This window comes from Arcticibacter sp. MXS-1 (genome assembly GCF_041902385.1).
GTDB lineage: Bacteria > Bacteroidota > Bacteroidia > Sphingobacteriales > Sphingobacteriaceae > Arcticibacter.
This window is the reverse complement of sequence record NZ_CP169244.1, coordinates 3,679,512-3,700,509: the sequence shown is the minus strand read 5'-3', so window position 1 is coordinate 3,700,509 and position 20,998 is coordinate 3,679,512. Positions and strand designations below refer to the sequence as shown.

Below are 20,998 nucleotides of genomic sequence, written 5' to 3'. Positions count from 1 at the left end.
GACGGATAACGGCGACAGCTAATAGCTAAATCAAATGAAATACGAAGATATCCGACAAACAGCTTACGAAACGAACATGCAGCTTCCCAAACTGGGACTTGTTTTGTTCACTTTCGGAAACGTAAGCGCAGTAGACCGCTCTCAGGGCGTGTTTGCAATCAAACCAAGCGGCGTTCCCTATGAAGATCTGACTCCCGAGAAAATGGTGATCGTTGATTTCGATGGAAAGATCGTTGATGGTACGTTACGACCCTCTTCCGATACCAATACCCATGCTGTACTTTACAAGCATTGGGAAAATATCGGCGGCATCGTACATACGCATTCAACCTACGGAACAGCCTGGGCCCAGAGTCAGCGCGATATACCCATCTTTGGAACCACTCACGCCGACCACCTCACCACTGATATCCCATGTGCTCCGCCAATGGACGACGCTATGATAGAAGGCGATTATGAATATCAGACCGGCTTCCAGATCATGAACTGCTTCAAAGAAAAAGGCCTTAGCTACAAAGAAGTAGAGATGGTCCTGGTAGGCAACCATGCGCCCTTCACCTGGGGAAAAACAGCCCAGAAAGCTGTCTATAACAGCGCAGTGCTGGAGACGGTAGCTCAGATGGCCCTGCTTACCGAGCAGATCAACCCGCAGGCCCCGCGCCTGAAGGATTCACTGATCAGGAAGCATTACGAACGGAAACACGGACCTCACTCCTATTACGGACAGTCCTGATTTTCAAGATCTGATAGCACATTACCATAAATTAAACATTCATGAGCGGCGCTCTCAAAGGGCGATAAAAGTTAGATAAATGTTCTTTGCGGCCACTCAATAAACAAATAGACTTTCATGAAAACACCAATGAGCTGCGCTCACACACAGTAGATGAAAGTTGGTTGAGTGTTCTTTGTGGCCATTAAAAGAGAAAATACACTTTCACAAAAAAACTGATAAACCATGTTAGATCTTAAACAATTTGAAGTCTGGTTCGTCACCGGAAGCCAGCATCTATACGGAGAGGAAACGTTGCAGCAAGTTGCTCAGCACTCTCAGGAGATTGCTAACTCTCTTAACGGAGCATCACAGATCCCCGTTCGCGTTGTTTTCAAACCAACAGTTAAGACAACAGAGGAGATCTACAGCATCTGCCAGCAGGCAAATGTTGCCGAGAATTGTATCGGGGTGATCACCTGGATGCACACCTTCTCCCCTGCTAAAATGTGGATCGGCGGACTCAAAGTCCTTCAAAAGCCGGTACTGCACCTGCATACGCAGTTCAACCGCGACATTCCATGGAGCACAATCGACATGGACTTCATGAACCTGAACCAGAGCGCGCACGGCGACAGGGAATTCGGATTCATCATGTCACGCCTCCGTATTGAGCGGAAAGTAGTGGTAGGTCACTGGCAGGATACCGACGTGCTCGAACAGATCAACGCATGGTCTCGTGCAGCTGCAGGCTGGTACGACTGGCAGGGAGCAAAGTTCTGCCGCTTTGGCGATAACATGCGCTTTGTAGCTGTAACGGAAGGCGATAAAGTGGAAGCTGAACTGAAGTTTGGCTTTTCAGTAAACACATACGGAATTGGAGATCTTGTTGCTGTGATCAATCAGATCAGCGACAGTGAAGTAGATAAGCTGACTGCAGAATATGAAGAAAGATATGCTGTAGTGGAGGCGCTGCGTAAGGGAGGTGCACAATACCAGTCACTTCGTGAAGCAGCAAAAATTGAAATTGGTCTGCGTACATTCTTACAGGATGGAGGTTTCAAAGGATTCTCTGATACCTTCGAAGATTTGCATGGAATGGTACAGCTGCCAGGGATTGCAGCCCAGCGCTTAATGAACCAAGGCTACGGCTTTGCGGGAGAAGGCGATTGGAAAACTGCAGCCCTGGTGCGTGCCATGAAAGTAATGGGAAGCGGACTGAAAGGCGGCAATGCCTTTATGGAAGATTACACGTATCATTTTGATCCGTCCAACCCATTGGTTCTTGGATCACACATGCTCGAAATATGCGAGTCTATCGCTGATGGCAAGCCTTCATGTGAAGTTCACCCGCTCGGAATAGGTGGTAAAGCCGATCCGGTACGTCTGGTATTTAACGTAGCGGCAGGCCCTGCTATCAACGCATCTGTTATTGATATGGGCAACCGCTTCCGCCTGCTGGTTAACGAGGTAGAAGCAGTAGCTCCTGAACACGACCTTCCAAAACTCCCTGTAGCCCGCGTGCTCTGGAAGCCATACCCCGATATGAAGACAGGCTGCGCGGCATGGATCCTGGCCGGCGGTGCTCACCACACCTGCTACAGTCAGAACCTCACATCCGAACACATGCAGGATTTCGCAGAAATGGCCGGAGTAGAGTTCGTGAAGATCGACAAAGACACCAACCTCTATCAGTTCAAGAACGAACTAAGATGGAGCGAAGCAGCGTATAAGTAGGTGAGGGAAAGATATTAGTATTTAGATATTAGTATTTAGACTAGGTGTCGAAAGCTGAAAGCAGAAAGCAGAAAGCTGAAAGCGAAAAGCTCAAAGCCGAAAGTCAACAGCCGAGAGCTGAGAGCTGAGAGCTGAGAGCTGAGAGCTGATAGCCGAGAGCTGAGAGCTGAGAGCCGATAGCTGAGAGCTGATAGCTGAGAGCTGAGAGCCGAGAGCTGAGAGCCGAGAGCCGAGAGCTGAGAGCCGAGAGCCGAGAGCTGAGAGCCGAGAGCTGAGAGCCGAGAGCCGAGAGCCGAGAGCTGAGAGCCGAGAGCTGAGAGCTGAGAGCCGAGAGCTGAGAGCCGAGAGCTGAGAGCTGATAGCCGAGAGCTGAGAGCTGATAGCCGAGAGCTGATAGCTGAGAGCCGAGAGCTGAGAGCTGATAGCTGAGAGCCGAGAGCTGAGAGCCGAGAGCCGAGAGCCGAGAGCTGAGAGCCGAGAGCTGAGAGCTGAGAGCCGAGAGCTGAGAGCCGAGAGCTGAGAGCTGATAGCCGAGAGCTGATAGCTGAGAGCCGAGAGCTGAGAGCCGAGAGCTGAGAGCCGAGAGCTGAGAGCTGATAGCCGAGAGCTGAGAGCTGATAGCCGAGAGCTGATAGCTGAGAGCCGAGAGCTGATAGCTGATAGCTGATCCCGCCAAACGCCGCTATTAAATAAAAAATCCTGAGCGGAAGCTCAGGATTTTTTATTTAATAGCTCCCCCAGGAAGGGATCGTGGTAATCACTGATGAACTTCAGGATATTATCCAGGCCTTCAAATTCGTGTTCTTTGTGCATGGTGGTGATCACAACCGCTTTCATTCCGCCATTCCTGGCAGCCTCTACACCTTTCGGATTATCCTCAAATACCAGACAATCTTCCGGAGCTATACCCAGGCGTTCAGCCGCCATCACAAAAGTCTCGGGATCAGGCTTGCTTCTCTTCACATCATCAGCGCTTACCACAGCTGAGATGTATTTCCGGATGTCCAGCCCATCCAACACAAAATCAATATTAAAAGGAATCGCCGCAGAAGCAACAGCCATTTTGATGCCCCGGGCATCAAGCTCCGCCAGGAAGTGGTCCAGACCATCAATCAGCTTCAGCCTTGGCCTAAAGGCTTCCTGATATTGTTTCTCCTTATCGAACGACAACTTCTCAATCTCCTCATCGCTGAAATGACCTTTGCCGAAAACACGTTCCAGCACTTCAGAATTCTTCCCATACATCTCCATCTTCACCTCATCCCGCGTCATCGTTCGTCCAAGGTCGTTAATGATTTTAAACCAGGCATCCGTATGATAATCCATGTCGTTGATCATCGTGCCGTTTAAATCGAATAGAATCGCTTTTAACATATATATAGAAGTTATCAGACAAGGCTAAAAATCAATAATCATGCAGCCCTGTCCGCAGTAGAAAGATTATATCATATTGAGTTCACGGATGATGCCCCTTGCTGTGCGTTCAGAAGCGCCCGGTTCTCCCATCCTTTCCGACAGAAGCTCATAGTTCTGAAGCATTTCGTTACGGTAGTCGCCATCCTTCGTTAAGAGCCGCAGCTCCTCAGAGATCCTGTCGGCATTGCAGTCCTGCTGAATGAGCTCCCTCACGACCAGCTTGTCCATGATCAGGTTCACTAAGGAGATAAAACGGATCTTAATCACCAGTCGCGCAATCGCAATAGAAAGAGCACTGCCCTTATAAACCACCACCTGCGGAATATGAAACAAAGCCGTTTCAAGCGTAGCGGTTCCCGAAGTGACTATAGCCGCCCTCGAGACATGAAGCAGATTGTAAGTTTCGTTAAACACGACCGGGATCTTCCTGCCCTGCAGGAAAGAATCGTAAAAAGCAGAACTGAAGTTAGGCGCACCGGCAATCACAAACTGAAACTCCGGGAAACGGTCAGCCGTAAGCAGCATATCAGGAAGGATCTTGCTGATCTCCTGCCTTCTGCTACCAGGCAGAAGGGCCACAACAGCCTTCCCGCCCGACTGAAAGCGCTCCCGAAAAGACGGACTCGCTTTAAAACCAGCAATCGCATCAAGCAGCGGATTGCCCACATAATTCACCTCCATGCCCCAGGACCGGAAGAAATCCACCTCAAAGGGCAGGATACAAAAAAGGTGATCCACCACCCGCTTGATCTTCAGCACCCTTTTCTGATTCCAGGCCCAGACCTTAGGCGAAATATAATAGAACACCTTGATGCCATGCTCTTTGGCGAATTCCGCGATCTTGAGATTAAAGCCGGGGAAGTCGATCAGCACAAGAGCATCAGGCTGAAAGCGAAGCATGTCCTCCTTCGCCTGCTTCATGTTCTTTAGAATAGTCCGGAGGTTCAAGGCCACTTCCACGAAGCCCATGAAAGCCATATCCGCGTAATGCTTCACAAGCTCCCCGCCCTGCGCAACCATCAGGTCGCCGCCAAGAAAACGAAACTGCGCATTCGCATCAAGCGATTTCAGAGCTTTCATCAGGTTCGATCCGTGAAGATCTCCGGAGGCCTCGCCAGCTATCAGATAATACTTCATGCCGAACTATTGACGCACTTTGTAATAGAAAAAGATCAGGGCGCAGATAAAAGTAGAGGCTACCACTCCCCTTGCCGTATTCTCCTTATACTGCCTGAACAGGTAACGCACCAGGATCAGGTTCAGGGCAGCACAGCCAATATACAGCAGGTCGTCCTTCTCCAGCAAGCGGACATTCTTCTTTAACACCTCCACAACAAACGCGGCAATTCCCGGAAGCACCAGCCCGAGAACCACTCCTATCCAAACGTTATCACGCTTCAACATCAAACTGCCAGTTATTGATCAAAGGAATAGCGTGATGAGCAGTCAGATCAAACTGAACCGGCACAAGCGAGGCATATTCATTTTTCAGAGCCCACACATCCGTATCCTCGCCCTTATCATTCAGTTGAAAAACACCAGTTAGCCAGTAGTAGTTGCGGTTATGCGGATCGGTACGCTCGTCAAACTCCTCTGCCCACTTCGCATTTGCCTGACGGCAGATTTTGATCCCCTTAATCTTCTTCACCTTCGGGAAGTTCACGTTCAGCAAAGTCCCCTGCGGCAGACCATTTTTAAGCACTTCCGCAGCAATGGCCTTCACATAAGGAACACAAACGCTAAAGTCGGCATTATAAGAAAAGTCGTCATAAGAAAAGCCGATGGACGGGATACCCTCTATAGCGCCCTCGACAGCAGCCGACATGGTACCCGAGTAGATCACATTGATCGAATGATTTAAGCCATGGTTGATGCCAGAGACACACAGATCAGGCTTCTTTCCCTGGAATACCTTATTCACGGCCAGTTTCACGCAATCGACTGGAGTGCCCGACACCTTGTACATTTCAATATCAGGATAAATATGGACCTGGTCCAGACGAAGAGGTTTGGCGATCGTAATGGCATGCCCTGTACCCGACTGCGGGCCGTCAGGAGCAACCACAACCACCCTGCCCAGATCTTTCATTGCCTCCAGGAGCACTTTAATTCCCGGCGCATCAATGCCATCATCGTTCACTACCAGAATTGTAGGTTGTTCGTTATTTTTCACTAAGCTTTATTTTTAAGTTTTGTGGCAGAAGGCAGCCCGCCAGCCAGGCGGGGAAGCTACCTAACAACCCTCAGCCGCTAAATTACAAAAAGCCAGCCAAAGCCCGCCCTTAATTAGATTTTGGATGATATCCGCGGATTGAAATTCTGTGCCATTTGCTATGGAAGGACTCCTATAGTAGAAAGCAGTAAGAGCATTATGATTTTGTTCGGATGTGCAAACAGAAAAGACTAAGCGAGGCGCGCCGTCTGAATAAGAAGAAGAACAGGAAGCCGCCTTCCATTTACCTGGTAAAGAGCCGACTTCAACTATAGTTGCCCAGATTGATATGGTGACGCGAATTAAACGACTCACATACACGGGTCTCAACCTATTATAGCAAGGTACTTGCCACATATCAAATAATGAACCGGCAAGAAAGGCTCTGGGTCTCAACCTATTATAGCAAAGCACTTGCCTTATAGCAAGACACTCTTCCTTTATCAATGGCATATTCAAAGGCCAGTATTATTGCTACACTTATTCAACCGAAGTTTTACATGTAGCCCGTGGATCGTGTGCTCTGATACATTGCCTCATTGAGCACTAAGCAGCCACGGAGCACAGAACCTCTTCCAAATCTCAGATGCAAGGTGCCGCAATGGCTGATTTTAATAATATTTACATAAAATTAAGATCAACAGAATGCCATGTTGAACACGAGTTACCTTGAACTTCCTCCTGCAAAAGAATTAAAGCCGCTGATTAAATGCTTTTGGATATCGGCAAACCATTCCGGATCTGAGCTTTATTTCACCACATTGCCTGATGGCTGCGTCGAACTGGTCGTCCTCTATCAGGAGAAAGTACTTAAAGAAATCCTCGTTTCCAATGTTCTATCCGATCCTTATGATATGGTAATGCCGGCCGGTGAGCTCAAGATGGGCATTCGTCTCACGCCACTCGGAAAGGAATATTATCTCGACCGCTGTCCAGAATTAAATCGCTTCGCTGAGTTCAGCAACACGCAGACCGGAAATCTGTTGACTGATCTCCAGCGCTTTTCTGAGCTCGTTACGGCAGACATGCAGAACGTCATCCCTGCAAATGGCATAGACAGAAGAAAGGAGGCAGTTTTTGACCGACTGCAAGAATCTTCGGGCAACATAGATGTCGAAGAACTTTCCAAACAATGCGGCTGGAGTGCGCGACAGATCAACCGCTACTTTAATAAACTGTTAGGGATGCCGCTGAAAGCATATAGCAATATCTTAAAATGCTATGCCGCTTATGACGAGATCAAGGCTGGTCATCTTTACCCCGATTTAGGCTATTATGATCAATCGCATTTCATCAGAGAGGTCAGAAAACATACCGACACCAATCCCAAAACGCTTTTAAAGAATAAAGGGCAACGCTATTTGCAGTTCAACAAGCCTGTCAACTCTGCCGATCAATAAGCACCAGAGATGCTCACCCTTCACCCGTCTGGCGACAACAAAAATCATTATGTCCGATTTATCCAATTTACTGCTGCGGCGCCGCAGTAGTTTTGGCATTACTAAAATATACAGACAATGATATTAAATCACATCAACCTGGTGGTCGCAAGTGTGCCTAAGGCAGTGGCTTTATTTGAGAAATGCTTCGGTTTCAAATGCATCGAAAACAGGAAAGACGCCCTTGCTGTCTGCACCAATGAAGCTAATTTTGTTTTAATCTTCTGGTCGTCTAAACTCAATAAAACAGATACCGTTAGTTACCCCGAAAACTTTCATATCGGCTTTTATCAGCCGGATCAAGAAGCAGTTTTAAGAGTATACAACAAGCTTAAAGACCAGGAAGTCAACTTGGGAAGCGCTCCGCAAAAGCTAAGAAACACATTTGGGTTCTACTGCCATTTCGAGAACATCATGATCGAGATAAGCGTCATGCCGTCTTAAGGGCTATGAAAAGACCTTCGTTTAGTCAAATTCGTACAACTGAAAAGATGCTGTCTCCAATATTGTTTCAAGCAAATGCAGAAGGCCTCTTTGCTTCATAGATTTGTTTTATATAGCGAAAAATGGAAGATCCAGAAGCCGTTTCAGAAGTGAGAGCCTGCTGAAAAAGTCTGCTTAAGGGATCTGGGAAATAAAAAGACAAAAAAATGCGAATAATCCCTCTGTGAATCGTCCATTCGCCTGGATAAAATAAACACGGTAATGCCGCAAGGAAAGGGCTTAAACAAACTCGATTGTGTAAGCCCTTTTTATCGATGCTTTTCAATGGCTTCAAAAGCGAGCTACGCCTCCTTTTATTGTTAAAACGCGGAATACACGCTCCGGCAATGAAGAATTACCCTTATAACATCCTTTCATCGCAGAGATCTCATCAACATTTAGCCGGTCAAAATCTTTCCGAAGCAGGTTCATTTTGAACATCCAAAAATAAATCACGATTAGATCCACAAGTTAAACAGCAGGAGCCGTTCAACAGTGTCCAGAAACGACGAGCGACAACACGAAAGAATCTAATGCCCTGCATTCCCGGTTTTAACCGGAAGTAAACGCACCAGGGCAAGGCACAGGGCGATAGCAGCCACAATTACGATGAAGCTTCGCTCCATTGCTGTGTTAACGGAAGCAGAACGCTGTGCGATAAAGAAAACAGAAGTAATGACCGCTGCCCCGATACTGCCCGAAAGCTGTTGCACTGCACTCAGTGAACCACTGGCACTACCTGCTTCTTCCGGATCGATATCGCCAATGGTAAAGTCGAACAGCGTTCCGAAACAGAAGCCCATTCCGCCGCCCATCAGAAAGATGGCAGGAGCAAATGCCCAGGGATTCCCCACAGCCAGGGTCAGCTGGTAAAACATAATGCCAAGGCCAATTAAAGTGATTACCAGCCCGATCCCAATGATATTTCGCCCGATCTTCTCAATGAGTGGCGGGGTTAAAATAGATGATACGATGATACCAATCGATAGCGGAACCATTTGCATGGATGCACCGAACGGCGTAGACCCCAGTCCCAATTGCAGGAAGAGCGAAATAAGATACGCAAGGCCCGCCACTACGCCGAAGAAGAAAAACCCAAGGAACAAACCGGCAGAAAATCCCCTGTTTTTGAACAAAGTAGGTTTGATGATGGGGTTCACCGCTTTAATCTGTCTCCAGATAAAAAGCAGCAGCAACACGATCCCTGCCATGATAATCATGACCGACCTGCTCTGCCAGTTGTCAGCCGAACCTTCAATGATGCCATAAAGTAAAGAAAGCATCATTCCCCCCAATAAAACCGAACCGATGCCATCAATGGTCACCGTTTTATTACCCTCATCTTTTGGAAGGATCTTATAAGCCGCAATAAAGCCCAATGTGCCGATTACAATGTTGATCAGAAAAATAGCACGCCATCCACTATGAAAAATATCAGCGCGAATCAAAAAGCCGGCAAGGATAGGCCCGCAAATAGTGGCGATACTTAAAACCGGACCAAAAACCGAAAACGCTTTCGTCATCATCTCCCTGGGGAAATGAGCCGCCATGATGGCCATACCCTGCGGAATCAGCAAAGCACCAAAAGCACCCTGAACCAGCCTAGCCACGATAATCATCTCCGGCGACACGGCAACTCCGCAAGCAAGCGAAGCCAGCGTAAAGCCTCCCATACCAGTGAGGAACAGTTTGCGCTGCCCGTATTTATCCCCCAGCCTGCCTCCTACCACCAGCAACACGCCCATCGCTAAGGCATAACCGGCACCCAGCCATTGCATCAGCTCCTGTCCCCCGCCAAGTGTTTTAGAAATCATTGGCGCGGCAATATTGGTAATGGTAGAATCCAGCATATCGAGCATGTCTGCAACCATTACCACCACCAAAATGCTCCATAATCGAATATTCTCTTTCATATCTATTTTCTGTTTCTGTGAAGTCTGCTTGTTATTGAGAGGATTGATTTTCTTACACGCCTCAATGAATTCGCTTCGCTAAGTTTGAAAGTCAAAAGGAACTCCCCAATAGCCTTTCGTCCTCCGTTTGCGTGCGCGGCTCGAAAGTATTTTTATCTCCCTCGTGATCGTTAGCCCGGATCGGTCTGCGTTTATGAAAGCCACTTTTCAAATAAATACAAGCATCAGCCAGGCAGTGACAACTCTATTTTGAACCCGCAAACCCGTTTAGCTTTTCGAAGTTGTAGTAAGCCAGTAGATAGTTGTAAACCGCTTTTACATAATTCTGCTCCGCCGTATTGATCGTCGCTTCCGCATCCAGAACCGAGCTGTAGGTAATGGTGCCGAGCTTATAATTATTCAGCTGATTTTGTTGCATGCTTCGCGATAAGGTCAAACTGTTTCCGGCCGACTGAACATTTCCGGTAGTATTCCTTAACTCCGTTTGGTTCTTGTCCACTTCGTAATTCAGATCCTGCTGCTTTTGCTGATACTGCATGTCAAGCTGCGAGGCCTTAATCCGAAATTCCTTTTTATTGACGCTCCTTGTAAACAGCTCGGTAATAGGCAAACTGGCTTTAAGTCCGATGTAGTTGTACGGAGTCCACATCGAGCTGATATACTTAAAGTCGGCCGCCTGATAAAGGGTGGTATAATTACCCGTTAACGATAAGGTGGGTGCCCATTTATAGTTTTCCTTTCTGACCTTCAGGTCATTCGCTTCCTTCATAAAAGCAAGCTGCTTCAGTTCCGGCCGTTCCTCCATATTAGCGTGATATTCAGACAGCTGATGAGTACTCATTAAAGATTGCAGCGAGTCTGTCAGTGCCAGCGGTGTCTCATCATTCACGTTCATCTGATACTTCAGCGCTTTCATTGCCAGCTCATAATTCTGTGCGCTTTCCTTTTCCGTCAGCTTTGCATTCTCGAGGTCCGTTTGCGCTTTCAATAAGTCAGTCTCCAGGATGGTCCCCAAACGCTTTCTTTCCGAAGAAACGTTCAGGTATTCCCTGTAGCGCTGCGTATTCTCTTTCGCCAGCAGCAATTGCTGCTGTTTCAGTATCACATTGAGATAGGCCTCCGCCACCTGCATCCTGATGGTGTTTTCCTTTTCTGCTGTCTTTTCCTGTTCCGCTTTCTTCTCCGCTTTCGCGATGTCGATATCCGCCTTTAAACCCGGTTTAAAGATATTTTGCGAAAGGTCCATACTCAGCGTAGTAAAATTGGTGGTTCCAACTTCAATTCGCTCCTTGCCCCCGCTGCTCCCAAAGCCATCTAAAATCATGGTTTGCAGTTGAGCATTGTAGCGTACCTCTCCGTCCGCTTTAAGCGTCGGCAGCCATTCGTTCCTTGATTTCGAAATCTTATTCGAAGCCAGATCTACATCCAGTTTATTCGCCTTCACGTCGTAACGTCTTTGAATAGCTGTCTGCATGGCCTGCACCAGCGCCAATTGCTTCGGCGGCAAAGTCTGCGAATGAGCGCTTACCGCCATCAGTATCCCCATTAGTATAAAGAGTAACTTCTTCATTTCTGATAATTATTTCTGAAAGTCTATTTGTATGATTGAGACCAGAAAGAACATTTATGCAAATTCAATTCTGTTTGAGAGCATAGCTCATAAATGCCTTTCTTCCAGCCAGATGGAACACGCCAGCTTAATCCTGCCTCCATAAGCAAGGGATCATCGGCTCATTTCACCTGTTACCTCATTTACATTCTGAATATTTGTACCGGTTCCAGTTTGAATATCTTCCGCATAGAGAAGACATTCCCGATCAGGCTGATGGCAAGCGTCACAAGGAACAGCCCGAGCAGCAAAGCCGGCGAATAGATGATCACCTGATTAACAGCCGCCATTGCCGCCTGCAAACCGTAGAGCAATCCCAGGGAGGCCAGGAAGCCCATTGCAGCATAAATCAGGGCCTGTCTCACGATCAGCTTTGCAATCAGGAAGTTGCTTCCCCCAATCGCTTTGATGGTTCCATAGTCGCGGATATGATCGTTAACTGAGGAAAACATCGTTAATCCCACAATGATAATTCCGGTAAGCAGCGAGAAGCCGATCATCAGGTAAAAATTAGCCACAATGCCACTGGCCGTCTTTACATACTCAATCGAATACTCCGAAAAATCCTCACCCGTATAAGCCTTCACCGAAGGAATGGTCCGGTTGATCTCATTCACCACTTTCCTGATCGCGTTAGTGTCGGCCGACGAGCTTTTGATCAGAAAAGCGCTCACGCTATTCGCGCCAAAACCAGTAAGCTGCCGTGCCCTTTCCACCGTCGTGATGATATTGTATTGCCCCAGTCCCGCATTATTGACCGACATCCCGCTCACAAATACCCGCTTGTCATTCAGCTTGAAATGCTCGCCCATTTTGATGTTTTCCATATTCTCCACGTCGCCCGCATCAATAATGACAGCCCCCTCATTCTGCAGGTTGTTCAAATCAGTTTCATGCGTATAGAAAGCCGGAGCACCTGCCATCTCAGGATACTGAACCCCGATCACCTGCGCCATCGCTGTACCGCCCGACTTAAACTTGGTGGTCCCTCCTGCTACAACTACCGGGTACACTTTCGCGACACCAGGAATAGATTGCAGTTCATTGCCTACCCGATTGTCGACATTCACCAGCGAAGTAGACGAAGTACTCTTTTTGTCGACCGCATAGATATACTCCTTGTTACCTTTTACAATCCCCAGACTCATATCGAGGATATTATTCAGGATGCCAAGCTGGGCGCCAATCAGGAAAATGGAGATCACGATACCGCACAAGATCCCGATGAGCTTGGCTTTGTCGTATGACATAAAACGCAATGCTGTGTTCCACATAAGCCTTTATTTGAGGTAGATCTTACAATCCACTTTATTATTGATATTCACCCTTGCATCCGTGTTAAGCAGTACTTTCACTTCCCGCACGCGCCGGTCTTCCACACTGTTCTCATCCGAGAAGAGCGACTTCTTCTTCAGAAATCCGGCGATATAAGTCACGGTACCGCTGCCTATTTTCTGCCCGTTCATCTGCGAGAAGATGTCCGCCTTCATTCCCTTCTCCACCTTATCGGCGAAAAGCTCATCCACTTCCGTTACTGCCATCAGGGGACCATCAGGAGCAAACTGCCCAAGCTTTTGTCCGGGCGTTACATAATCACCCGGGTGAACGTCCCATTGCAATACCGTTCCCGGATAAGCCGATTTTATTTGCCGGTCAGACAAGATTGCTTTCCTGTATTTAATATTCGCATCAATCTCCTGCACCATGCTTTTCTGCTGGCCGATGTCGGCTATCAGTTTCTGATAATCATATTGCAGACGGGTCACTTTCGCCCGGCTATCGTTAAGAGCCTGCTCGGTGATCGCCTTGCTGTTGAATAACTGCTCATTTAAAGCCGCATCCTTTTGCGCCTTCTGCAAGTCGCTAAGCATAGCTTTCGCGTTTTGCTGAGCCGACAAAATAGCTGCCCGTTGTGCCGGAGCCTTGCTTTGCTCAATGGAAAGTAAAGCCTGATCCGTCTGGTTATCCAGCAAAGCCAAGTCACTTCCTTTGCTCACCGACTCATTTTCCGAAGCCGCAATCTTAGAAATACGCCCGTTGGCGTTCGCATAGATGTTCAGCAAGCCTTTTTCAGGCTCTATCCTGGCAATCCCCACTACCATCTGGATGTTTGCCTTCTTCCCGGCAGTATCTTTTTTACTTACCGTATCATCCTTTTTATTCTCATCAGAACAGGAAACCAGCGCCAGCATCATCATGATCCCTGAAAAGGCTATCCTCATTTTAGTTTTCATCGCTAAATCTTAATTATTAATGTTCCATTGCATCGGCAGCCTGAACCACCGATATTTTACCGTTATTAATTTCAATTGCCCGGTCGGCATAAGAAGCCAGCCTGGGGTCGTGCGTCACTACCGCCACCGCTTTACCACTTTTGGCAAGCTGCTTCAGCTCCTCCATCACGATGTAAATGCTGTCTTTGTCGAGCGAGGCAGTCGGCTCGTCACACAGAATAATTTTAGGGTCGGTTACCAGAGCCCGGGCAATGGCAATACGCTGCTGCTGCCCGCCCGATAACTGCCGGGGAAGCTTTTTGCGATGGTCCAGCATATTCACCTTTTCAAGCGCCTCAGTGGTACGCTTTTTAATTTCTGACGACTTTAAGCCGAGCATCTTTAAGGGAAACGCAATATTCCCTTCGGCAGTAAGGGGGCCAGCAGATTGAACTGCTGAAACACAAAGCCGATGGTTTTCAAACGAATGGCCGCCATTTCCACAGCCGACAAGGTATTAGTTGTTTTACCGTCTATTTCTAAAATGCCTTCTGTGGGGTTGATCAGGCAGCCCAATAAAGAAAGCAAGGTTGTTTTCCCCGAACCCGAAGGACCAATGATCAATAACAGTTCCCCCTCATTGATCGAGAGGGTGCAGTCGTCAAGCACAGTCATCTTTCCTGTCGGCGAATCGTACACTTTACTTGCATTTAGTAATTGCGCTATCATCTCTTATCTATTATGATACAAAACTATTGCGCAACAATGAGTCAAAATAGCGTACTTTGGCCTAATAATACTCGTAAACGGTCATTATGAAAATTGAACTGAAATCAAAAGACGGATTGGGGATGCTCGCAGCTTTCGCACGCGAAGTAGGCAGCACAGTCGAAAACGGAAGAGTGGAAGTGCCCGAAAAGTTTGGAGTAGGATACATTCAGGGCTTCACGTTCGATAACCGCTTACGGATGATGATCCGCAACTACGAATTACATCAGGACTTTGCCATCAGCCGCAAAAATCAGCCGTCAAATATGCTCATCTTCAACTTCCAGCATATTATCAATACAGGCAAGATACCAGCCGGTACCAAAGTACAGCCCTCGGTACAGATCACCACGCAAGGATTGAATGCCGAGCTCTTTGTACCCAAAAACACCGTCCAGAATTCCATTGCGATGGTCATTGATGCCGGATACCTGCGCGAACTCATTGGCACGCATATCGATCATCCCCTGGTGAACACCATCTTAGAAAACGAGCAGCCGCTGTTGTTTGAAGAGATTGTGGTGGCTCCCCTGCTGAAAGTTGTCGACGAGATCGTCACAGCTAACGTGCCCGTGCTGCTCCGCGATTTCTACTACAAGCTAAAAACGCAGGAACTCATCTGCCAGTTACTGATTGCCCTCGTGAGCCGGCACGATAAGAAAGTATATGGTTTAAATATTGCCGACATCAAGATGCTGTATCAGGTAAAAGAACGGCTGTTAGAAAACCTGGAGCAAGCCCCTTCCATCGCCGAGCTATCCAGCTTTTCAGGCATGAGCGAATCCAAGCTGAAGAGATTATTCAATCAGGTGTTTGGCAAAAGCATCTTTCAGTACTTCCAGAACTTCAGAATGCAGGAAGCAGCCCGCCTGCTCAAAGAAGAACGGCTGTCTGTATCAGAAGTCGGCTATCAGCTTGGCTTCTCCAACCTGGGCCATTTCGCTAAAGTTTTCGAAGAAGTGATCGGCGTTAAGCCGAAGCAGTATAGTAAGGTGGGATAAACAAAGGCAGTGTTGACTTTTTTGAAGGCCATCCTGCATTCATCAGGGGTCACCATCCGATGAAGGTTTATATCTGCTATAAAAATACTATTTAGTACACAACCGCCTATTAAAATCGGCAATTTTCATGGTGCTATGGTTGAAAGAGTTGACGGGGCTGTAAAAAAACAAAAGCCGCTCAGTGGCGGCTTAAATATCTTGAATGGGAAATTTTGATTATAATCCTTCTTACTTTTTTCCTGAGGCCTCGCGTACTTTACGTACAAAGTCAATAGGGACTCCGGCAAGAACTGAAATCCTGCTGTCTTCAAAATCAGTCTGTTTCAAAAGGTTATTAACAAACTCATAGCTTTTACTTTCAACTCCTTTTTCGAGACCTTTTTCAAGGCCTTTTTCAAGACCTTGGGCCAGGCCCTTTTCAAGACCTTCTCTTTTTGCTTTATCCAGTAAATATTCTCTGGTTCCCACAGTGGTACTCCTTCCTTGTTTTTCTTTAACTTGTTCTTCAAATTTACGAATCATTTCTATTTTTTCAAACCGCACATAATATGCCAGAAAATCATAAACGGCACGCCGTTCTTTCCTGTCCATTTTGCGCTGCATCATCTGATCATAAAGATCATGCTTAATGTCAAGCAACTGGCTGTCACCTGCTCCGGCATGCAGGATTGCCATCAACGCTGTTAATACCACTACGGCAAATGGATTGGGATTGCTTCTTAAAGCGGCTTCATCCTGGCCGAGGACTTTATAGCTGTTAAACTCATACCGCAGGCAGGTTCCAAGAAATTCCTGCTCATAAATCCGGGGATGGTACTTCGCATCGTTATCTGCCAGGATAACGATGGCGGTAACCGGCACTTTATGTTTGCTTACGATCCTGGAATAATATTCAAACATCCGGTGTGCCAGGTCGCCCTTGCCTTTCGCGGACTGCGCCTCTATGTGGATTAACACATATTTCTCTCCTCCTCCCCTGAGCGGTACCCGCACTAATTTATCGACATAACGTACTCCTTTGTTATGGGGCTTGGGCGGAAACATGCTCTGTAGCTCCTTATCGAGATAGACGAATTTCTTACTTAAATCGAATATTTTATCGGCTTCTGGAAAAAAGAAAGTGAGGAAATGTACAAACGTTTGCTCGAGTACCGACTTCCACAGGGGGTCGTCAACGGCTTCTTTGGATGCCTGTAGTGACATGGTTATTTCAGGTGATAACCAAAGCTAAAAAGCTTCGCCCGGTTTTTAAAATGATGCTGGTCACACTTGGGAACTTATTTGTGGTGGACATTCACAAAACAGTTGGCTTCTCCAACCTGGGCCATTTCGCTAAAGTTTTTGAAGAAGTGATCGGCGTTAAACCAAAGCAGTATAGTAAGGTGAGCTGATTGAAAAGCCTTTATTTAACCTTCTTAAAAGCACCTTTTGTGATACTTTCCAGAGCACGTTTAATCCGCTCTTTGCCATCCTCCTGATTGATGTCAATACCACAGAATGTACTTCCATTTGATTTAGCATGGAGGGCCAAATAATAAATACCGGCAATCTGTAACGCCATAACCGCCCTTATGTCCACAGAGTCCCGATCAAAATACTGTTCAATTTGCTGAAAAAGCAGCTCTCCCAGTTCCTCCCGGCTGTCCGATAGCCGGCGAAGGATCTTATTCTTTTCACCAATTTCCCAATGTATGATCTTTTGCCAGGCTTTGTCTTTCAGCATCGTTTCAAACTGCCCGGTAAGCAAAGAATTGATCTCATCACCCCCGATATCCTGCGGACTTTCGAGCAAGTCCATAACAGTTTTCTTCGCGCCGGCGTTCCAATAGTCCTTTCTTAAGAGGTAAGCTTCAACGAGGTTGTCAAGAGTTCCGAAGTAAGTGTAGATCAGTCTTCTGTCCAGACCAGATTCATTGGCAATATTAGCTATTGTCAAGCCCGGATAGCCGCATTTCCCGATCACCTTTCCAACCGATGTGATGAGCCTCTCCATTGTCCTGGCCTTATCTCTAACGGGCCCCGAGGTGGTTTTCCTAGCTTTTTTCTGAGGCTCGCTTACCGGCACCCTGGTCTTTCTCATAAAAGGATCTTTTTTAACACAAGGTCAAAGATAATAAATCACAATAATGAGATATATACTTGTTTCTTACGTTACAAAATATTTCCTTTGCCTATGAAATATTCTTCTCGCTATGTACACTAAAAAACAGGGCATTATAAACCTTATCAAGGCCGCATTTCTATTTTCTATCGCTGTATACTTCGCTTCATGATCCAAGGATGACGACATCAAGATCGATCATCTACCAGGATTATGGAACGTAGTCAAAGACGATCCCCAAACCCCGGTTCAGGGCCCCTCGAGTTACAACTTCAATGCAGATAAGACCTGCACGGTTTATGTTCAGCGCTCATCCCCGCAGAAAGACACGACGATGAGCCGTACTCGAGCTAAAGCTGCTTTGGTGATTTTACATAACTGGAAACCATCCATATTCCTTGATTATGTGCAAGGTAAATGATTATCCCCACACTGGTCTAAGCCCACAAGGGTGATCCCATCCACAGTTGCGTTGATCAGTGCAAGTTCATCTGCTGTTAGTACAATAGTTGTACTGGCAATGTTTTCCTCTAAACGATGCAATTTTGTCGTCCCCGGTATGGGGGCTATCCAGGGTTTTTGAGCTAAGATCCAGGCCAATGCTAATTGTCCGGTTGTCACATTTTTTTGTTTGGCAATCTCGGTAAGTGCGTCCACCAGAACGAAATTGGCTTTGATATTCTCTTCGCTGAACCGTGGAAGGATATTTCTGCGGTCGGCATCCGCTAGTTTTGAACTTATGGCACCTGTGAGGAAGCCTTTGCCCAAGGGACTGAACGGAACGAAGCCGATTTCTAACTCCTCTAATGTGGGTATGATCTCATTTTCCGGTTCACGCCAAAACAAAGAGTATTCGCTTTGCAATGCCGATACAGGTTGGATCAAATGTGCCTTGCGAATAGTTTTTGCACTTGCTTCCGATAAACCAAAATATTTCACCTTACCCTCTTGTATCAGGTCTTTTACCGTTCCTGCAACATCCTCTATCGGAACATTGGGGTCAACTCTGTGCTGATAGAGCAGATCAATATAATCTGTTTTTAATCTTTTTAAAGACGCTTCGGTTACTGCTCTGATCGTTTCGGGCCTGCTGTCTAAACCTGTTGTTGGCCGGGCATCTTTACAACCAAATTTTGTTGCTATAACGACGTCTTTCCTGTAAGGCTGTAACCCTTCGCCAACAAGTTCTTCATTGGTATAAGGGCCGTACGCTTCTGCTGTATCGAAGAATGTGACGCCCCGTTCAACTGCGTCGCGCAATAGTGTTATGGCCTCTTTTTTATCAAGACCCTTACCGTCCAAAAAGTTTAAACCCATGCAGCCAAAGCCTAACGCGGAAACTTCTAATCCGCTATTTCCTAATTTTCTCTTTTGCATCCTTCTTTTTTTAATTGTTTCTAAATCCGACTTATATCTCAGATGCAAAATTGACAATGAGCATTCCGTGAAAAGTAGTCAGATTGGTATTTGTTGTAGTCGAATTGTATTGTGGGGGCCCCTTACGATTTATCTGATGGCAAAGATTAGCTACAACAAAGCTTTAGGCGATGGGCATGAAATCCAAATCTGCCGGAAAGTTAACCGCTGCCTGTGCTTCTGAAATGAGCCTCACTAAAACTCGTCGCGAGATATCGATACCCATCGCATCTACTTCACGCACCGGGAAAAATCTTCAAAAAGTTATTGTAATGGTCAGGAAAGCTTGTACATTGCCTGAATTAATCACTCAATTAATGATATCAAAACTAAATCTTAAGACATACCTGCTCGTATGCCTGGCAATCGTGATGCTGGCAGTGACCAGTTGTAAAAAGGAAAAAAAGAAGGTCCTGAACCAATTAAAGTTCCTGAAACCGAAATTTCAATTCCGGTTCTGAAAGCATACTTAAGTAGCCTGACGAATATTGACGAAGCTCAATTAACTTACAATGAGGAAACGACATTCTTCCAATGGCACGGAGTTAACCAGATTAATCGTAAGGATCTAACTTTTGCTTATATGCTTAATCACAAGAAGGATTGATCTTTTGAAAAGGTCGATCTTATCACCGCCTTTTTTTGCGTTCAATCTAATCTTTGCTCAAATTAATGTAGCAGATTCTTGATCGGTTTTTTCAAAATGGCAGCCTTACACTTGATACAGCAGACCTGCAAGCGTCCAGGTAAAGTTTTACAAACGGGACCTGAATAATTATAACAGGTTCAATTGATACCGCACAGAACGCCCTGCTCCTTCCTGCACCAATACCCCCAATTGGTGCAATTGCTGCAAGTCGCGTGTGACGGTAGCTTTTGAAACCCTGGTAATGCTCATGTATTTTTTCGCTGTCATCCCGCCTTCGAAACCTTCTGCTCCCGTGTCCAGCATCTTATTAACCGCTTTCCATTGTCGTTCGTCAATCCGGTCTTTATAACGGTCATAAAACTGCGCTTTCTTTAACGTAAACAGGACCATGGTTTTGGCATCACGTTGTGCAGCTAAAACCAGATTAACAAAATAGACCATCCATGCAGTGATGTCCAGCGTACGTTGTGCTTCCTTCAATGCATCGTAATAGGCGTTCCTATTGGCTTCGATGGTTTTGGAAAGACTTAGCATGATGGGGCGCCCAAGCGATTGTGATAGTGCTTTCTCTGCGATCGCCCGTCCAATCCGTCCGTTACCGTCTTCAAATGGATGGATCGATTCGAAATACAGGTGGGCGACTGCCGACTTCAGTACGGCCTCGGGTACCTGGCCCTGTAGTGGGAAGGTTGCGGAATTGTACCAGCTGACAAAGCGCTCCATTTCCTGCGGTACCTGCGTGGATGGCGGGGCTTCGTAATGAACGATTTCCCGCCCATAAGCACCCGAAATCACTTGCATGGGAGCGTCATCCTGCCGCCACGCGCCTGCATTGACACGACTTATAGTGGCGGCAAAAAGTAATCGGTGCCAGGCCTTTAGCATATCCAGTGTCAGCGGTTCCTGAAAATCTTTCCTTACTTCCACCAGCAACTGAGCCACACCCGATGCCCGCTGATCTTTTACATAAACAGGCATATCGTTTAACCCCAAATTGTTCCGGATAGAAGACATCACGTCCTCGCGACTTAAATACTCTCCCTCGATTTCGGAGGTTTTCACTGCTTCCGAAAGCATGAGCTGGAGCAACGTCTCCTGCTTGAGCGTGTCTGGCAAGCCCTGGATAAGGCCATTCACCTCTCCTGTTTCCTGCGCAAATGCAAGAATAGAGGGCTGCAAGGCAGTTACGTCGTAGGTAAAATCAGGCCATCCCTGTAATTGCCAGTTATACGTCATGAGCTGATTAGATTTGTTAATTGGCTCAAATTTAAAAATAAATTGAGCCGATTAAAGCTTTTTATTCGGCTCATTAATCAATCTTTGCAAAAC

21 protein-coding genes are annotated in these 20,998 nt (G+C 46.7%); 6 read left to right on the top strand and 15 right to left on the bottom strand.

The window, feature by feature from the left end; genetic code table 11:
* Positions 1-34: 34 nt before the first annotated feature.
* Both ACES2C_RS15965 and araA read left to right on the top strand, forming a co-directional pair.
* Positions 35-733, top strand: coding sequence for an L-ribulose-5-phosphate 4-epimerase (locus tag ACES2C_RS15965; protein WP_374164069.1), 699 nt, complete (start codon positions 35-37; stop codon positions 731-733).
* A gap of 225 nt (positions 734-958) precedes the next feature.
* Positions 959-2,449 carry an L-arabinose isomerase gene (araA, locus tag ACES2C_RS15960; RefSeq protein WP_374164068.1) on the top strand — a complete coding sequence of 497 codons (1,491 nt, stop codon included), beginning with the start codon at positions 959-961 and terminating at the stop codon, positions 2,447-2,449.
* A 103-nt stretch (positions 2,450-2,552) separates the two neighbouring features.
* Here the strand turns inward: araA and ACES2C_RS15955 are convergent, their stop codons facing one another.
* The 5 genes from ACES2C_RS15955 to surE all read right to left on the bottom strand — a co-directional run bounded on the left by ACES2C_RS15955 (position 2,553) and on the right by surE (position 6,038).
* On the bottom strand, positions 2,553-3,125 hold the full coding sequence (locus ACES2C_RS15955) for a hypothetical protein (RefSeq protein ID WP_374164067.1): 573 nt from the start codon (positions 3,123-3,125) through the stop codon (positions 2,553-2,555).
* A 35-nt stretch (positions 3,126-3,160) separates the two neighbouring features.
* On the bottom strand, positions 3,161-3,823 hold the full coding sequence (locus ACES2C_RS15950) for an HAD family hydrolase (protein ID WP_374164066.1): 663 nt from the start codon (positions 3,821-3,823) through the stop codon (positions 3,161-3,163).
* Positions 3,824-3,889: 66 nt separating this feature from the next.
* Complete coding sequence (lpxB, locus tag ACES2C_RS15945; protein WP_374164065.1) at positions 3,890-5,002, bottom strand: lipid-A-disaccharide synthase; 1,113 nt, start codon at positions 5,000-5,002, stop codon at positions 3,890-3,892.
* Positions 5,003-5,008: 6 nt separating this feature from the next.
* Complete coding sequence (locus ACES2C_RS15940; RefSeq protein ID WP_374164064.1) at positions 5,009-5,269, bottom strand: stationary phase survival protein SurE; 261 nt, start codon at positions 5,267-5,269, stop codon at positions 5,009-5,011.
* The gene (gene surE / locus ACES2C_RS15935; protein ID WP_374164063.1) at positions 5,256-6,038 is read right to left on the bottom strand and encodes a 5'/3'-nucleotidase SurE; all 783 of its coding nucleotides are present in this window, start codon (positions 6,036-6,038) and stop codon (positions 5,256-5,258) included. Before surE ends, ACES2C_RS15940 begins: the two co-directional genes overlap by 14 nt.
* 689 nt (positions 6,039-6,727) lie before the next feature.
* On the opposite strand from surE, the gene ACES2C_RS15930 reads away from it, so the two are divergent.
* Together ACES2C_RS15930 and ACES2C_RS15925 are read left to right on the top strand one after the other, a co-directional pair.
* The gene (locus ACES2C_RS15930; protein WP_374164062.1) at positions 6,728-7,477 is read left to right on the top strand and encodes a DUF6597 domain-containing transcriptional factor; all 750 of its coding nucleotides are present in this window, start codon (positions 6,728-6,730) and stop codon (positions 7,475-7,477) included.
* Between the two features lie 117 nt (positions 7,478-7,594).
* The gene (locus ACES2C_RS15925) at positions 7,595-7,960 is read left to right on the top strand and encodes a VOC family protein (RefSeq protein ID WP_374164061.1); all 366 of its coding nucleotides are present in this window, start codon (positions 7,595-7,597) and stop codon (positions 7,958-7,960) included.
* Positions 7,961-8,529: 569 nt separating this feature from the next.
* On the opposite strand, the gene ACES2C_RS15920 is transcribed toward ACES2C_RS15925, so the two are convergent.
* From ACES2C_RS15920 to ACES2C_RS15895, 6 genes are all read right to left on the bottom strand, one after another.
* Positions 8,530-9,912 carry a DHA2 family efflux MFS transporter permease subunit gene (locus tag ACES2C_RS15920; RefSeq protein ID WP_374164060.1) on the bottom strand — a complete coding sequence of 461 codons (1,383 nt, stop codon included), beginning with the start codon at positions 9,910-9,912 and terminating at the stop codon, positions 8,530-8,532.
* 244 nt (positions 9,913-10,156) lie between these two features.
* Entirely contained in the window at positions 10,157-11,482 is a 1,326-nt protein-coding gene (locus tag ACES2C_RS15915) for a TolC family protein (RefSeq protein ID WP_374164059.1), read from the bottom strand.
* 182 nt (positions 11,483-11,664) lie between these two features.
* Entirely contained in the window at positions 11,665-12,771 is a 1,107-nt protein-coding gene (locus ACES2C_RS15910; protein ID WP_374164058.1) for an ABC transporter permease, read from the bottom strand.
* A 30-nt stretch (positions 12,772-12,801) separates the two neighbouring features.
* Positions 12,802-13,755, bottom strand: a complete 954-nt coding sequence (locus ACES2C_RS15905) for an HlyD family secretion protein (RefSeq protein ID WP_374164057.1) — start codon at positions 13,753-13,755, stop codon at positions 12,802-12,804.
* Between the two features lie 16 nt (positions 13,756-13,771).
* Positions 13,772-14,134, bottom strand: a complete 363-nt coding sequence (locus ACES2C_RS15900) for an ATP-binding cassette domain-containing protein (protein ID WP_374164056.1) — start codon at positions 14,132-14,134, stop codon at positions 13,772-13,774.
* A 2-nt stretch (positions 14,135-14,136) separates the two neighbouring features.
* Positions 14,137-14,463, bottom strand: coding sequence for an ATP-binding cassette domain-containing protein (locus ACES2C_RS15895; RefSeq protein WP_374164055.1), 327 nt, complete (start codon positions 14,461-14,463; stop codon positions 14,137-14,139).
* A gap of 86 nt (positions 14,464-14,549) precedes the next feature.
* Here ACES2C_RS15895 and ACES2C_RS15890 point away from each other — a divergent pair, with 86 nt between their 5' ends.
* Complete coding sequence (locus ACES2C_RS15890; protein ID WP_374164054.1) at positions 14,550-15,503, top strand: helix-turn-helix domain-containing protein; 954 nt, start codon at positions 14,550-14,552, stop codon at positions 15,501-15,503.
* A 228-nt stretch (positions 15,504-15,731) separates the two neighbouring features.
* On the opposite strand, the gene ACES2C_RS15885 is transcribed toward ACES2C_RS15890, so the two are convergent.
* A complete protein-coding gene (locus ACES2C_RS15885) occupies positions 15,732-16,706 on the bottom strand; it encodes a hypothetical protein (protein ID WP_374164053.1) in 975 nt (324 codons plus the stop codon).
* Positions 16,707-16,756: 50 nt separating this feature from the next.
* Between ACES2C_RS15885 and ACES2C_RS15880 the strand changes: the two genes are divergently transcribed.
* Positions 16,757-16,894, top strand: coding sequence for a hypothetical protein (locus tag ACES2C_RS15880; RefSeq protein WP_374164052.1), 138 nt, complete (start codon positions 16,757-16,759; stop codon positions 16,892-16,894).
* A gap of 11 nt (positions 16,895-16,905) precedes the next feature.
* Here the strand turns inward: ACES2C_RS15880 and ACES2C_RS15875 are convergent, their stop codons facing one another.
* The 3 genes from ACES2C_RS15875 to ACES2C_RS15865 all read right to left on the bottom strand — a co-directional run bounded on the left by ACES2C_RS15875 (position 16,906) and on the right by ACES2C_RS15865 (position 20,905).
* Positions 16,906-17,583: a TetR/AcrR family transcriptional regulator gene (locus ACES2C_RS15875; RefSeq protein WP_374164051.1), complete on the bottom strand. Its 678-nt coding sequence runs from the start codon at positions 17,581-17,583 to the stop codon at positions 16,906-16,908.
* Between the two features lie 423 nt (positions 17,584-18,006).
* Positions 18,007-18,981, bottom strand: coding sequence for an aldo/keto reductase (locus ACES2C_RS15870; protein WP_374164050.1), 975 nt, complete (start codon positions 18,979-18,981; stop codon positions 18,007-18,009).
* Between the two features lie 814 nt (positions 18,982-19,795).
* Entirely contained in the window at positions 19,796-20,905 is a 1,110-nt protein-coding gene (locus ACES2C_RS15865; RefSeq protein ID WP_374164049.1) for a Fic family protein, read from the bottom strand.
* Between the last annotated feature and the right edge of the window lie 93 nt (positions 20,906-20,998).